Annotated in this window: 12 protein-coding genes and 1 pseudogene; 4 read left to right on the plus strand and 9 right to left on the minus strand. The window is 29.0% G+C overall.

All coding sequences use genetic code 11. The features are described 5' to 3' along the window. Positions 1-96: 96 nt before the first annotated feature. Positions 97-1,080 (minus strand): YheT family hydrolase, encoded by a 984-nt coding sequence (locus tag PG913_RS04995; RefSeq protein WP_271231894.1) that lies wholly within the window; start codon positions 1,078-1,080, stop codon positions 97-99. Positions 1,081-1,191: 111 nt separating this feature from the next. Here PG913_RS04995 and PG913_RS05000 point away from each other — a divergent pair, with 111 nt between their 5' ends. Continuing rightward, a complete protein-coding gene (locus tag PG913_RS05000; RefSeq protein WP_271231895.1) occupies positions 1,192-1,932 on the plus strand; it encodes a CDP-alcohol phosphatidyltransferase family protein in 741 nt (246 codons plus the stop codon). A gap of 76 nt (positions 1,933-2,008) precedes the next feature. On the opposite strand, the gene lptB is transcribed toward PG913_RS05000, so the two are convergent. The 4 genes from lptB to PG913_RS05020 form a co-directional block, all read right to left on the minus strand. Then, positions 2,009-2,743, minus strand: a complete 735-nt coding sequence (lptB, locus tag PG913_RS05005) for an LPS export ABC transporter ATP-binding protein (RefSeq protein ID WP_271231896.1) — start codon at positions 2,741-2,743, stop codon at positions 2,009-2,011. 65 nt (positions 2,744-2,808) lie between these two features. Further along, positions 2,809-3,156 carry a carboxymuconolactone decarboxylase family protein gene (locus PG913_RS05010; RefSeq protein ID WP_271231897.1) on the minus strand — a complete coding sequence of 116 codons (348 nt, stop codon included), beginning with the start codon at positions 3,154-3,156 and terminating at the stop codon, positions 2,809-2,811. Next, positions 3,131-3,952 (minus strand): twin-arginine translocase subunit TatC, encoded by an 822-nt coding sequence (gene tatC / locus PG913_RS05015; RefSeq protein WP_271231898.1) that lies wholly within the window; start codon positions 3,950-3,952, stop codon positions 3,131-3,133. Before tatC ends, PG913_RS05010 begins: the two co-directional genes overlap by 26 nt. 1 nt (position 3,953) lies before the next feature. Beyond that, positions 3,954-4,925: a KpsF/GutQ family sugar-phosphate isomerase gene (locus PG913_RS05020; protein WP_271231899.1), complete on the minus strand. Its 972-nt coding sequence runs from the start codon at positions 4,923-4,925 to the stop codon at positions 3,954-3,956. Positions 4,926-5,069: 144 nt separating this feature from the next. On the opposite strand from PG913_RS05020, the gene PG913_RS05025 reads away from it, so the two are divergent. Both PG913_RS05025 and PG913_RS05030 read left to right on the plus strand, forming a co-directional pair. Continuing rightward, a complete protein-coding gene (locus PG913_RS05025) occupies positions 5,070-7,268 on the plus strand; it encodes an ATP-dependent DNA helicase RecQ (protein ID WP_271231900.1) in 2,199 nt (732 codons plus the stop codon). Between the two features lie 12 nt (positions 7,269-7,280). Continuing rightward, complete coding sequence (locus PG913_RS05030; RefSeq protein WP_271231901.1) at positions 7,281-7,691, plus strand: VOC family protein; 411 nt, start codon at positions 7,281-7,283, stop codon at positions 7,689-7,691. 85 nt (positions 7,692-7,776) lie between these two features. Here the strand turns inward: PG913_RS05030 and PG913_RS05035 are convergent, their stop codons facing one another. From PG913_RS05035 to porX, 4 genes and pseudogenes are all read right to left on the minus strand, one after another. After that, the gene (locus PG913_RS05035; protein ID WP_271231902.1) at positions 7,777-8,148 is read right to left on the minus strand and encodes a DUF4258 domain-containing protein; all 372 of its coding nucleotides are present in this window, start codon (positions 8,146-8,148) and stop codon (positions 7,777-7,779) included. Positions 8,149-8,186: 38 nt separating this feature from the next. Next, entirely contained in the window at positions 8,187-9,383 is a 1,197-nt protein-coding gene (locus PG913_RS05040) for an alanine dehydrogenase (protein ID WP_271231903.1), read from the minus strand. Further along, entirely contained in the window at positions 9,383-9,802 is a 420-nt protein-coding gene (gene tsaE / locus PG913_RS05045; RefSeq protein WP_271231904.1) for a tRNA (adenosine(37)-N6)-threonylcarbamoyltransferase complex ATPase subunit type 1 TsaE, read from the minus strand. The genes PG913_RS05040 and tsaE overlap by 1 nt, the downstream gene beginning before the upstream one ends. A gap of 216 nt (positions 9,803-10,018) precedes the next feature. After that, positions 10,019-11,562, minus strand: a pseudogene (gene porX, locus PG913_RS05050) (T9SS response regulator signal transducer PorX). A 148-nt stretch (positions 11,563-11,710) separates the two neighbouring features. Between porX and PG913_RS05055 the strand changes: the two are divergent. Then, positions 11,711-12,949: an HD domain-containing protein gene (locus tag PG913_RS05055; protein WP_271231905.1), complete on the plus strand. Its 1,239-nt coding sequence runs from the start codon at positions 11,711-11,713 to the stop codon at positions 12,947-12,949. The last annotated feature ends 21 nt before the right edge of the window (positions 12,950-12,970 follow it).

Genomic DNA, 12,970 nt, shown 5'->3' on the forward strand with positions numbered 1-12,970 from the left:
ACTACGGCAAATCAGGATGCGAAACTGAAATAAAATCCCTTTGATGGATTCGATTTTTCAGCTATAAAACATTTTTAAATGAAATTTAAACAGGTTCTAAGCGTTAAATATTATTTTATCTTCAATAAAACAGATAATACTTTCTTCGAGCCATCTATTTTCAATAAGATTGAAAGATGTTATGAAGCCAACATGTCCGCCATATTTTGGCGTTAGTAAATAAAAATTATCCATATTTTTGGCTTCTTTATAAGGAAAACATTCTTCGGATAAAAAAGAATCATCAAGTGAGTTTATAAGTAAAGTAGGAGTTTTAATATTTTTGATATAAGGTTTTGAACTTGCTTTTATCCAATAATCTTGAGGACTTTCAAAATTAAATATAGGAACTGTATATTGTGCTTCTAAATGCGGAAATTTAGTTGCTTTTAGTAATAATTCTTTATCTAATTTGAAATCAGGAAACTTAGTCGATTTTGCTAGAATTTTTATTTTTAGCGTTCGTAAAAAATCATTTAAATACACTTTGTTTTTTAGTTTAGCTAATTCAGCTTGTGAACTTGTTAAATCGATAGGTACAGAAACAGTAATTGCGCCTTTTATTTTTGATGAAATATTTTCATATTCGCCCAAATATTTTAGAGTTAAATTTCCTCCTAAGCTAAAACCAACGATTATAATATTTTCATAATTATAGTTATTTGCAAGATGTTCGGCTATAAAATGAACATCATCTGTTTTTCCGCTATGATAGGTTTCTAAAAGTAAATTATCTTCACCGCTACAACTTCTTAAATTCACGCAAACAGTATCGTAACTAGCATTATTTAAGCTGTTAGCGGTTGTAATCATATAATTAGATTTTGAACTTCCTTCTAAACCATGAATTAAAAGTACTAATGTTTTAGTGCTATTTTTTGTTTTTGAAAAATCTAAATCGATAAAATCAGCATCCCAAGTTGTAATTCTTTTACGTTCATATTTAATAGTATCTTTCATAAATAAAGGGCGATACATTGTATTAAAATGTGCACTTTTAAAAGGAAGTGTAGGATTGAAATCTGAAGTAAGAATCGGCAATGTTTTGGGTTTATAGTAATAGTCGGCAAATATGATAAAAAACCAGTAAAATATAAGTAAAATGTTAAATTGATATAATGATTTATTATTTTCGCTACAAAAATATAGATAATGAATATAAAAAGACATATCCCAAATTTATTAACTTTAGGGAATTTATTATGTGGTACAATAGCGACCATTTTTGCAATTAAAGGTGATTTTATTGGAGTAGCTGTTTTGGTTGTTTTAGGAATTATTTTTGATTTTTTTGATGGATTTGTAGCCAGAATGTTAGGTGTTCAAGGAGAATTAGGAAAACAATTAGATAGTTTGGCTGATATGGTAACTAGTGGAGTAGTACCAGGTATGGTAATGTTACAACTTTTAGTAAATGCTTTAGATGTTGATGCTGCTGGTTATTTTGGTATTGATACTTACGGAGCAACAGGAAGTAGTTTGCCGTATATTGGTTTATTATTAACTTTAGGAGCTTGTTACAGATTAGCTAATTTTAATATTGATACTCGACAATCAGATTCATTTATTGGGCTTCCAACACCTGCAATGGCTTTATTTGTGATTTCTTTGCCTTTAATCGCAGAGTTTGGAAAACAACAATTTTTTATTGATTTAATTATGAATCAATATTTTTTATTCGCCGTTACTGCAGTTTTAACTTTTTTAATGAATGCTGAAATTCCGTTGTTTGCTTTAAAATTTAAAAGCTTCGGATTTAAAGAAAATGCTTTAAAATATATTTTCTTATTACTTTGTGTTTTGTTATTAATTGTATTAAAATTTGTAGCAATTCCTTTAATAATATTGATATATGTTGTTTTTTCAATAGTTAATAATTTGAAGAAAGCGTAAAATAATATTGTTTTAAAACAAGAAAAAGGAGCTTTTTAGCTCCTTTTTTGTATTCTGATATTTAAGTTTATTTTTTTTAAAATTTCTTTTTTTGTAGTATAAAATCTTTTCCTAAATAAACTCTACGTACGGTTTCATCATCGGCTAATTCTTCAGGAGTTCCTTCTTTTAAAATACCTCCGTTATACATTAGGTAAGTTCTATCAGTAATTGCAAGTGTTGCTTGAACATCATGATCGGTAATTAAAATACCAATATTTTTATCTTTTAGTTTAGCAACAATTCCTTGAATATCTTCTACGGCAATAGGGTCTACACCTGCAAAAGGTTCATCTAGTAAAATAAATTTAGGGTCAGAGGCAAGGCAACGCGCTATTTCTGTTCTTCGACGTTCACCTCCTGAAAGTAAATCACCACGATTTTTACGAACATGATCTAAACTAAATTCATCAATTAATTCTTCTAAACGTTTTTTTCTTTCAGATTTAGATCTGTTAGTAAATTCTAAAACTGACATAATATTATCTTCAACAGATAATTTTCTAAAAATAGAAGCTTCCTGTGCTAAATATCCAATTCCTTTTTGAGCACGTTTATACATGGCATCTTTGGTTATTTCTTCATCATCTAAAAAAATACTACCAAAATTTGGTTTTACCATACCAACAATCATATAAAAAGAGGTTGTTTTTCCTGCTCCGTTAGGTCCTAGTAATCCAATGATTTCTCCTTGTTCTACTTCTAACGAAATTCCTTTTACAACTTTCCTGCTACCGTAAAGTTTTTGTATATTATCTGCTCTTAATTTCATTGATACTTAGTTACTTCTTTTTAATATTATAGTCTATTAAAACTATGAATTTATAAGATTGTCTATTAATTATTTTCTTCTAATTCATCCCAAAACTCAACAGCACGACGCAAATGTGGAATTAATATAGTCCCACCAACTAAAGTAGCGATACCCATTGTTTCCATCATTTCTTCTTTGGTTACGCCATTTTTATGCGCTGTTTCTAAATGATAAGCGATACAATCATCGCAACGTAAAACAGCAGAAGCGACTAAACCCAATAATTCTTTTGTTTTTTCAGGTAAATGACCTTCTTTAAAAGCGTTGGTATCTAAATTAAAAATTCGTTTTATTATTTTATTATCGCCCGCTAAAATTTTATCATTCATTTTAGCTCGGTAGTCGTTAAACTCTTGGACTTTTTGAGACATTCTTTTGTTGTTTTTTTAATATAAATTGCGATACATAGATACTTACTTCATAAAGCATCATAATCGGTACTGAAACTATTATTTGACTAGCAATGTCTGGAGGTGTTATAATTGCTGATAAAACCAAAACAACTACTAGTGCGTGTTTACGATATTTTCGTAAAAATTGAGGTGTAATTAATCCTATTTTGGTTAGGAAAAATATAATAATAGGTAATTCAAAAAGTAGCGCAACACCTAGTAATGTGTTTGTAATTAATCCGATATACGCCTCTAGTTTAAAATTATTTTGAATTGAGTCAGAAATTTCATAATTATAAAAGAAATAAACAGACATAGGTAAAATAACATAATAACTAAAAAGTATTCCTAAAAAGAATAATAAAGAAGCTATAAAAATAAATCCTCTTGATTTTTTTCTTTCAGAACTATGTAATCCAGGAGCTACAAAACGCCAAATTTCCCATAATATATAAGGAAAAGAAACTAGAAACCCCAAAATTAAAGAAGACCAAATACTCGTCATTAATTGTTGAGTAGGATCTAATGCTTGTAATGTTTGTTCTAGGGTAACATTACAAAAACTACTATCAATTCCTATTGAGGTAAATACTTTACAGAAAAATTGATAGGTTGCAAAATCAGGCTTTAAATGCGCTAATAAAATTTCATCAAATACAAAATTAACATTTGCAAAAATAATAATTCCAACAATAAAAATTGCTGAAAAACTTCGAACCAAATGCCATCTCAATTCTTCAAGATGGTCTAAAAAAGACATTTCTTTTACAGCCATCTTAAAATATACCTTCTTTAATTAAATCATGTAAATGAACAACACCAACATAGTCGTTATTGTCATCTGTTACTAAAATTTGTGTGATGCTATTGTTTTCTAAAGCCTCTAAAGCTTCAACTGCCATAGCATTTACATTTATTGTTTTAGGATTTTTACTCATAATATCGTTGGCAGTTAGTACATCAATTTTAGTTGTTTTACTAAGCATTCGACGGATATCACCATCAGTAATAATTCCAGATATTTTATTTTTATCTTCAATAACAGCTGTTACACCGAGTCTTTTTTCTGATATTTCAACAATTACATTTGCTACTGTATCAGTGTTTGATACTTTAGGTAATTGATTATTTTTGATTAAATCAGAAACACGTAAATATAAACGTTTTCCTAAAGCTCCACCTGGATGATATTTAGCAAAATCGCTACTTGTAAAACCACGTAAATCTAATAAGCAAACAGCTAAAGCATCGCCTAAAACTAATTGAGCAGTGGTACTTGTAGTTGGTGCTAAATTATTAGGACAGGCTTCTTTTTGAACATAAGAGTTTAATAAGAAATCTGCATTTGTAGCTAAAAAAGATTCAGGGTTTCCTGTAATCGCAATAATTTTATTATTTGCGCTTTTTATCAAAGGAACTAAAACCTTAATTTCAGGCGTATTTCCACTTTTTGATAGACAAATAACAACATCGTCTTTTTGTACACTACCTAAATCGCCATGAATGGCATCAGCAGCATGCATAAAAGCGGCAGGAGTACCTGTAGAGTTAAAGGTAGCAACCATTTTGTTGGCAATGTTAGCGCTTTTACCGATTCCGGTAACAATAACACGACCTTTTGAATTGAATATAAAATTTACGGCATCAACAAACGAACTATCTAATAATTTTGCTAAATTAGCAATAGCATTACTTTCTAAAAGTATGGTTTCTTTTGCTGTTGAGAGAATTGCATTTGCGTCTTTCAAGTTAAAAAAGTTTTAAGTAATTTTTAAAATGTAAAAATAGGGATATTTAAGAAGAAAACTTTTTAATAAAAATAAAATTTACAATAGTTTGTATAATTTTTTTTTGTAAATTGGTTTATGTTTTTAATTTTTTGATATTAGAAGATGAATATAGAGGAGACGGAGTTATACGGATCATTAAAGAAAATATTTGGTTTTAACCAATTTAAAGGTTTACAAGAGGTCGTTGTAAAAAGTATTTTAAACAACGAAAATACATTTGTAATAATGCCAACTGGTGGAGGTAAATCTCTTTGTTATCAGTTACCTGCATTAATGAAAGAAGGTACAGCTATTGTTGTATCGCCATTAATAGCTTTGATGAAAAATCAAGTAGATGCTATTAGAGGTATTTCTGAGCAACATGGTATTGCACATGTATTAAATTCTTCTTTAAATAAAGCTGAAATTGCTCAAGTAAAATCAGATATTGAAGCAGGAATTACTAAGTTATTATATGTAGCTCCTGAATCATTAGTAAAAGAAGAATATGCCGAGTTTTTAAGAGGGCAAAATATTTCTTTTGTAGCTATTGATGAAGCGCATTGTATTTCTGAGTGGGGACATGATTTTAGACCTGAGTACAGAAATTTACGTAACATTATTAAGCAAATTGATAATGTACCTATTATTGGTTTAACAGCAACAGCAACAGAAAAAGTACAGGAAGATATTCTGAAAACTTTAGGAATGAGTGATGCTAATGTTTTTAAAGCATCATTTAATAGACCTAACTTGTTTTATGAAGTATGCCCTAAAACAAAAGATATAGAAAAAGATATCATTCGTTTTATAAAACAACGAATGGGAAAAACAGGTATTATATACTGTTTGAGCCGTAAAAAAGTAGAAGAAATTGCTCAAGTTTTACAAGTAAATGGTATTAATGCACTTCCGTATCATGCAGGGTTAGATGCTAAAAAACGAGCAAAACATCAAGATATGTTTTTGATGGAAGATTGTGATGTTATTGTTGCAACAATTGCTTTTGGTATGGGAATCGATAAACCAGATGTTCGTTATGTAATTCATCATGATATTCCTAAAAGTTTAGAAAGTTATTATCAAGAAACTGGTAGAGCTGGTCGTGATGGAGGAGAAGGTTATTGTTTAACTTTTTACTCATATAAAGATATCGAAAAACTTGAAAAGTTCATGGCTAATAAACCTGTTGCAGAACAGGAAGTAGGACATGCGCTTTTACAAGAAGTAGTAGGTTATGCAGAAACATCAATGAATAGACGTAAATATATTCTTCATTATTTTGGAGAAGAATTTGACGCTATAAATGGTGAAGGAGCTGAGTTGGATGACAACATGAAAAATCCTAAAAAGAAAAATGAAGCTCAAGAACAGGTGAAAATATTATTGTCGGTTATTAGAGATACCAACGAAATGTATAAGCCTAAAGAGATTGTTAATACTATTATTGGTGCAGAAAATGCATTATTAAAATCTCATAAAACAACAACACAACCTTTTTTCGGGATAGGAAAAGATAAAATAAATCATTATTGGATGGCGTTAATTCGTCAAATACTGGTTGTCGATCTTATCAAAAAAGAAATTGAACAATATGGTGTTTTAAAATTAACAGAAAAAGGAAAGCAGTTTCTAGAAAATCCGACATCATTTATGATGACAGAAAATCATGTATATGCAACAGATGATGCTGGAATAATAATTTCAACAACAAGTCCAGTAGCAGGTGCAGTAGATGTTAAATTGGTTAAAATGCTAAAAGATTTACGTAAAAGTGTAGGAAAGCGTTTAGGCGTACCTCCTTATGCAGTCTTTCAAGATCCTTCATTAGAAGATATGGCATTGAAATATCCAATGAATTTAGAAGAGTTATCTAAAGTTCATGGTGTAGGAGAAGGTAAATCTAGAAAATTTGGTAAAGATTTTGTTAAGATTATAACAAGCTATGTTGAAGAAAATAAAATTATGCGTCCTGACGATTTAATCGTTAAAAGTACTGGTGTAAATTCAGGATTAAAATTATTTATCATTCAAAATACTGATAGAAAATTACCTTTAGAAGATATTTCAAAATCGAAAGGTTTGGCAATGAACGAGCTGATTAAAGAAATGGAGGCGATTGTTTTTTCGGGAACAAAATTAAATATTGATTATGCTGTTGAAGATTTGTTAGATGAAGATCAACAAGAAGAAATACATGATTATTTTATGGAATCTGAATCAGATAAAATTCAAGAAGCTTTAGATGAATTTGATGGTGATTATGATGAAGATGAATTGCGATTAATGCGTATCAAATTTACGAGTGAAATAGCAAATTAAAAAAGAAATCATATGAAAACAAATAGTTACTTACATTTTAACGGAAATTGTAAAGAAGCAATGAGCTTTTATGCAGATATTTTAGGAGGAGATATTACAATGCTAATACAGTTTAATGAAGCTCCTGAGTCTAAAAATTTCCCTAAAGAAATATCAGATTTAACAATGCATTCTACTTTAGAAATTGGTGATATGGCAATTCAAGCATCTGATTTTTTTAGTACTACAGAAAGTTTTAATGCAGGTACTAATTTTGCAATTAGTTTAAATTTTGAAGATGAAGATGAGGTGGTAACTATTTTTAATGGATTATCTGAAGGTGGAGCGATAATAAAACCTTTAGAAGAATCTTTTTGGGGAGGTAAGTCAGGAGTACTACAAGATCAATTTGGTATTCGATGGATGTTATCTTTAGAAGAATAAAAATATTGATTTATTATTACAAATAAAAAGAACGCAAGATTTAAATCTTGCGTTCTTTTTATTTGTAAAATATCTTTATAAAAAACTAGTTTATTATAATTTTATCAATAGTAGTTGTCGATTTACATCTGGTAACATGTAAGTCAATATTCTTTAAACTGTCTTTACCGCTAATAAAATATTCAGGGCAAGGTTTTAAACGCGCTTTACTTTTTCCAAAATCAACATCGCCATTTTTTAAAATTGTAGCAATTGTAGTACTATCAATATTTGTAGTTGCTAAAACTTGTTTAGCATTCGTTGAAAATAAGCGTTCTCTAACTCTAATTGTTTTTAAGGTGCGAGCATCCATTCCATAATCAAAAGAAACATCTTTACCTTTCCAAATAAAAAATACGACTAAAGAACCGAAACCTAATCCTATTGCGTAATATCCAAAACGTTTTAATAATTGCATAGTAAATTTTTGTGATGGCAAAAGTACGTAAAATCAGCTTATAAAATTAATAAATTAATATCTCTATAAGGTATGTCAAACCAATCAGCTACCGTTCTGTTTGTTAAAATTCCATGATATAAATACATACCATTTCGTAAACTTTTATCAAAACGAGCAGCATTTTCAAATCCGCCTTCTTCAGCAATATTTAATAAATAAGGAGTAAAAATATTACTAATTGAAACTGAAGCAGTACGAGCATATCTTGATGGAATATTTGGTACACAGTAATGAATAACACCACGTTGTGTAAAAGTAGGTTTGCTGTGTGTTGTAATTTTTGAAGTTTCAAAACATCCACCACGGTCAATACTAACATCAACAATAACAGCACCATCTTTCATTTGCTCTATCATTTGTTCTGTAACTATTACAGGAGAACGATCTTTTCCTCTAAGTCCACTAATAACAACATCACACCTCATTAATGCTTTGAGTAATGTTTTGGGTTGAATAGTAGAGGTATAAATAGGTGATTGTACACTATGTTGTAGTTTTCTTAGCTTTGTAATTGAATTATCAAATACTTTAACACGGGCACCTAATCCGATTGCTGCTCTAGCAGCAAACTCTCCAACGCTACCTGCGCCTAAAATAACAACATCGGTAGGAGGCACGCCGCTAATATTACCAAATAAAAGTCCATTACCACCATTTGACGTAGTCATTAATTCAGCGGCAATATGTATTGAAGCAATTCCTGCAATTTCACTTAACGATTTTACAATAGGAAAAATACCGTGTTCATCTTCTATATAATCAAAAGCAACTGCGGTAATTCGTTTTTTAGCTAAGGCTTTAAAATATTTTTTATCGCGTGTTTTCAGTTGTAATGCTGATATTAAAATTGCTTGCTGATTTAACATGTTAATTTCATCTAAAGATGGCGGTGCTACTTTTAACACAATAGTACAAGCAAAAGCTTCTTTAATATTGTATGCTATTTTTGCACCTGCTTCAGAATATTCACTATCACTATAATTAGCACCTTCTCCTGCACCTGTTTCAACAACAACCCGATGACCATGAGCTACTAAAGCAGAAACAGCATCGGGAGATAAACTAATTCGTTTTTCTTCAAAATGAGTTTCTTTAGGTAAACCGATAAATAATTCCCCTTTTTGCCTTTTTATTTCAAGCATTTCAGGTTGTGGCATTAACTGTTCTTTGGTAAAGGGGGAGATATTACTCATTATAGTTTATTAGTTTTTAATTGAATATTACGTTGATCATTTTCTAATAGAATAATGTTTATAGCAACAGCATCTAAAGGTAATAAATTTTTAACATTTTCTGACCATTCAATTAAGCACCAATTATTACTATAAAAATACTCTTCAATTCCCATATCGTATGCTTCTTCTTCATCTTCGATTCGGTAGAAATCAAAATGATACACAATATCATTATTTTTTGTCTGATATTCGTTTACTAACGAAAAAGTAGGAGAGTGTGCAACGTCTTCAATACCTAATTTTTTACAGATTTCTTTTATTAAGGTAGTTTTACCAACGCCCATTTCTCCATTAAAAAGTAGCACTTTATGTTGTACATTTTTTATAATTTCTTCTGCTATTTGAGGCAATTCGTTTAAAGAATAATTTTTGTTCATATTGCAAAAATAAAAAACTGTTAAATAGTATTGTTATTAAGTTTTAAAATTTGTAGAAAAATAATTAGAAGCAATTTCCCGCTTTCCGCACTCGCTTTTTTTGTTTTTTCGAAAAGAAAAACAAAAAAGAGCTCAAACAAATGCTTCAATCGGGGCTAGGCATTTTTACTAAATTTCTGCAAACTTATTTTTTTAAATAAAATCAGTTTTAATAAATTATTTAGGACTGTAAATTGCACAGGGAATAATTACTTCTTCTAAAGAGATTCCACCACGTTGATAGGTGTTTTTAAAATACTTAACAAAATGATTATAATTATTAGGATAAGCAAAAAATAAATCTTCTTTTGCAAAAATAAACGGGCTATTTATGGCTACGCTTGGTAAAAAAATGTCTTTAGGATTTTCAACAGCAAACACATCTTTTTTCTCGTAGCTTAAACTTTTACCTGTTTTATATCGCAAATTAGAACTGATATTTTTATCACCAATAACTTTCGTAGGGTTTTTAGAATTAATAGTTCCGTGATCGGTAGTAATAATTAGTTTTTGTCCTATTTTTTGAGCCTTCTGAATAATTTCATATAAAGGAGAGTTTTTAAACCAACTAACTGTTAACGATCTATATGCTTTATCATCACCAGCAAGCTCTTTTATTACTTCCATTTCTGTTTTCGCACGCGACAACATATCTACAAAATTATAGACAACAACTGTTAAATCATTTCCTTTTGTACCGTTATAATTGTCAGCTAATTCTTTTCCGCTTTTAAGCGATACAATTTTATAATATTCGTGTTTAATATTTAAATTTAATCTTTTTATTTGAGCATCTAAAAAATCAGGTTCGTACAAATTTTTACCACCTTCATCAGTATCATTTTTCCATAAATTAGGATGTTTTTTTTCCATTTCTAAGGGCATTAATCCTGAGAAAATAGCATTTCGAGCATATTGTGTAGCAGTAGGTAAAATACTATAATAAGAATGTTCTTCTTCTTTTTTATAATAATTATTGATAAAAGGTTCTAAAACTCGATACTGGTCATATCTAAGGTTATCTAAAACAACAAGTAATACGCCTTTATCTTTTGAAAGTTCAGGAACTACAAAATCTTTAAATAAAGTATGAGAAAAAGTAGGCTTATCATAAGAAGTAAGCCAATCCTGATATTTTTTTGATAAATTTAAAAAAATGCGAATTTGCTTCTGATTTTTGAGATTCTAATATTTCTAACATTCCTGTGTCATTAATATTTTCTAACTCTAATTCCCAATGAACTAATTTTTTATATAAATTAACCCATTCTTCATGCGAATTTACCATGGCTAAATCCATAGAAATTTTTCTAAATTCTTGTTGATAACTAGAGGTTGTTTTTTCTGAAATTAATCGAGAATGATCTAAGTTCTTTTTTAAACTTAACAATATTTGATTCGGATTTACAGGTTTTATTAAATAATCGGCAATTTTAGATCCAATTGCTTCTTCCATAATATATTCTTCTTCGCTTTTGGTAATCATAACCACAGGAAGATTTGCATCTTTTTGTTTGATTAAAGCTAAGGTTTCTAATCCTGTTATTCCAGGCATATTTTCATCTAAAAAAACAATATCAAAATTGTGTTCTTCTACTAAATCAATAGCATCTGCACCATTTGTCGACTTAGTTACCGAGTAATTTTTTTTCTAAAAATAAAATATGCGGTTTTAATAAATCGATTTCATCATCTACCCAAAGTATCTCTATGTTTTTCATATAATTTTATATTTTACTTTAAAAATAACGTTTAAAAACGCATTTGTTGTATTTATAATAGCTAAAAATAAGTTAATAAAGCCTTTGTTTATTTGGTTTTGTTGATAAATAATGATTATTTTGTTAGAAATTGAACTATTTATAGATTTTGAAAAATAGAAAAACAAATAAATTAAAGATTATAAACGATCCTATTTACGGATTTATAACCATTCCAAATTCTTTAATATTTGATATAATTGAGCATCCTTATTTTCAAAGATTACGACGAGTTACTCAAATGGGATTATCTAATATGGTATATCCTGGAGCAAATCATACTCGTTTTCATCATGCAATTGGCTGTATGCATTTAATGCAAAAAGCGGTACAAGTATTAAGAAACAAGGATATTAATATTTCAGATGAAGAAGCAAATGCCTTATATGTTGCTATTTTATTACATGATATTGGTCATGGTGCTTTTTCACATGCTTTAGAACATAGTATTGTAAGTGGTGTTTCTCATGAGGAAATTTCATTGAAATTTATGCACGCTTTAAATAAAGAGTTTAATGGTCAATTAAGTTTAGCTATTGAAATATTTGAAGGAAAATATCATCGAAAATTTTTATATCAATTAATATCAAGCCAATTAGATATTGATCGTTTAGATTACTTGAAAAGAGATAGTTTTTATACAGGAGTTACTGAAGGAAATATTTCTTCGGATCGTTTAATAGCGATGATGAATGTTGTTAAAGATCAATTAGTAATTGAAGAAAAAGGAATTTATTCTGTTGAACAATTTATTATTGCTCGTCGTTTAATGTATTGGCAAGTATATTTACATAAAACTGGTTTGGTTGCCGAAAATACTTTAGTAAATGTTTTAAAAAGAGCAAAAGAACTAGCAATAAAAGGTGTTGAATTGCCAGCAGGAAAAGCATTAAAATATTTTTTATATAATCCTATTTCTGAAGATAACTTTACAGATACGATTTTAAAAATATTTGCTGAATTAGATGATTATGATGTGATGTCGGCAATAAAAGAATGGGTACATCATGACGATTTTGTGCTTTCATCTTTAGCAAAAATGATTATTCATCGAAATTTATTTAAAATTGAAATTCAGAACGAACCTTTTGAAGAAACTTATATCAATAAAATTTATAAAAAAGTTACAGAAAATAGCATCATAAAAACTGCTGATTTAAGTTATTTCGTTTTATCAAATAAAATTAAACATCAGGCATATAACACTAATGAACCGATTAAAATTTACACCAAAAAAGGAAAATTAAAAGACATCGCTAAGGCGTCAGATCAATTAAATTTAAGAGCTTTAACAAAGCCTGTCATTAAATATTACTTATGTTATCCTAAAAAAACACAATTAGTTTAATTGTTAAACAGGTCTGATAAG

It is taken from the genome of Tenacibaculum pacificus, assembly GCF_027941775.1.
In the GTDB taxonomy this organism is placed as follows: domain Bacteria; phylum Bacteroidota; class Bacteroidia; order Flavobacteriales; family Flavobacteriaceae; genus Polaribacter; species Polaribacter pacificus_A.

Excerpts from the sequence above, each read along its gene's own strand:
- PG913_RS05025 (WP_271231900.1), top strand. The coding sequence starts at position 5,070 with ATGAATATAGAGGAGACGGAGTTATACGGATCATTAAAGAAAATATTT.
- lptB (WP_271231896.1), bottom strand. The coding sequence starts at position 2,743 with ATGAAATTAAGAGCAGATAATATACAAAAACTTTACGGTAGCAGGAAA.
- tatC (WP_271231898.1), bottom strand. The coding sequence starts at position 3,952 with ATGGCTGTAAAAGAAATGTCTTTTTTAGACCATCTTGAAGAATTGAGA.
- PG913_RS05010 (WP_271231897.1), bottom strand. The coding sequence starts at position 3,156 with ATGTCTCAAAAAGTCCAAGAGTTTAACGACTACCGAGCTAAAATGAAT.
- tsaE (WP_271231904.1), bottom strand. The coding sequence starts at position 9,802 with ATGAACAAAAATTATTCTTTAAACGAATTGCCTCAAATAGCAGAAGAA.
- PG913_RS05000 (WP_271231895.1), top strand. The coding sequence starts at position 1,192 with ATGAATATAAAAAGACATATCCCAAATTTATTAACTTTAGGGAATTTA.
- PG913_RS05030 (WP_271231901.1), top strand. The coding sequence starts at position 7,281 with ATGAAAACAAATAGTTACTTACATTTTAACGGAAATTGTAAAGAAGCA.
- PG913_RS05040 (WP_271231903.1), bottom strand. The coding sequence starts at position 9,383 with ATGAGTAATATCTCCCCCTTTACCAAAGAACAGTTAATGCCACAACCT.
- PG913_RS05035 (WP_271231902.1), bottom strand. The coding sequence starts at position 8,148 with ATGCAATTATTAAAACGTTTTGGATATTACGCAATAGGATTAGGTTTC.